We start from the raw sequence: 1,336 nt of genomic DNA on the forward strand, positions 1-1,336 counted from the left end.
CCGACGTAGACCGAGGACGGGAGGGTCGGGAGCGTGAGGGCGCCGCCTCCGCCGCCAGTTGTCGCTCCGAAGACTTGGCCGAAGACGCTCGCCATTACGGGGCCTCCGTGACGGTGACGGTTTCAGCTTCGCCGCTGACGGCGTTCGTCCAGACGTAGCCCACGCCGGCGAGGAGCGGGGCCTGTCCGGCGGCGTAGCCGGCCACGGTGACGGCGCCGACTGCCGTGTCCAACTCCGCTTTCGTCGGCGGGTCGTAGGCCGTCAGGGCCGCGGCGGCGGCGGCTTGCGTCGCGGTCGAATCCAGCGGCGTGACGGTATTGACCGTCCCCGATCCGGGGAGGCTTTGCAGCAGCTTGCCGAGCGTGCCGGCCGCATCGTGGTTGCCGGCCAGCACGCGGTTGAGAATCGCGTCCCGAATCAGCGACGGCAGCACGTCGTTCTCGATGTCGGCCGCGTCGATCGCCTGCACGATGGCGTCGATGAGCGTTTGCCCGTCGCCCTCGTTGATGAGGGCCGCCTCGATTTTGGCGACCGCGGCGGTGGACAGGGCGTCGGCGATGATCGCGTTCGCCGCCAAGGCCGTGACGGAATCGACGGTCTCCACCCGGGAGATGTGGCCGCTGGCGTTCGTGGCGAGTTTGTTCGCCGGGGTCGCCAGGATGGCGGTGGCCGCGGCGGCCCCGGCGGCGTCGGCGTCGTGCGAGGAGACCGTTCCGGAGGACGGCAGCGTGTTGATCCGATTCTCGAACGTCGCCGCTCCGAACAGCGCCGTCCGGAAGGTGCTGACGACGTCCGCGGCGCTGTGCGTGCTGAACCCGGTCGCTTGGGAGGCCGTCCGGCTGGCGTCGTCGGTCGTCACGCTCGCCAGATCCCGCGAGGACGAGACGACCGTGATCGCCGACGCCCCGGGGTTGTCCAGCGTGATTTTGAGTTGCTCGCCGCTCTCCAGGTACGCCGGGCCGAACTGGATCGACCCGACCGTCCCCGAAATCGTCGCCGAGCCGGCCGCCGTCGGCAGCGGGTACGTCGTGCCGCCAGACACCACCGACGCGGCGTAGGAGACCTCCGTGCCGGCCGTCACGTTCGACAGACGGACTTTGACCTTCACCTCCGACCCGCCCGACCCGGCGGCCGGGCTCAGGTAGACCTCGGTGGCCGACGCCCCGCCGGACAGCGTGCCGGCAAAGGCGGATTGATTCGTGAGCGACTGCATCTAGCGCACCCCCAGCGGGACGGAGAGATCGACGGAGAGGGGGACGGAGAGGGACGGGGCGGTTCCGCCCGCGAGTTCGGCGTACGACAGGCCCGCCCCGCCGTTGTAAAGCTGCGTCCGTTC

The 1,336-nt window shown here is 70.5% G+C and carries 1 protein-coding gene; it reads right to left on the reverse strand.

Going from position 1 to position 1,336, the window contains the following annotated elements:
• Positions 1-94: 94 nt before the first annotated feature.
• Positions 95-1,213, reverse strand: a complete 1,119-nt coding sequence (locus ACG2DA_RS22760) for a hypothetical protein (RefSeq protein WP_395258985.1) — start codon at positions 1,211-1,213, stop codon at positions 95-97.
• Between the last annotated feature and the right edge of the window lie 123 nt (positions 1,214-1,336).

It is taken from the genome of Alienimonas sp. DA493, assembly GCF_043951915.1.
GTDB lineage: Bacteria > Planctomycetota > Planctomycetia > Planctomycetales > Planctomycetaceae > Alienimonas.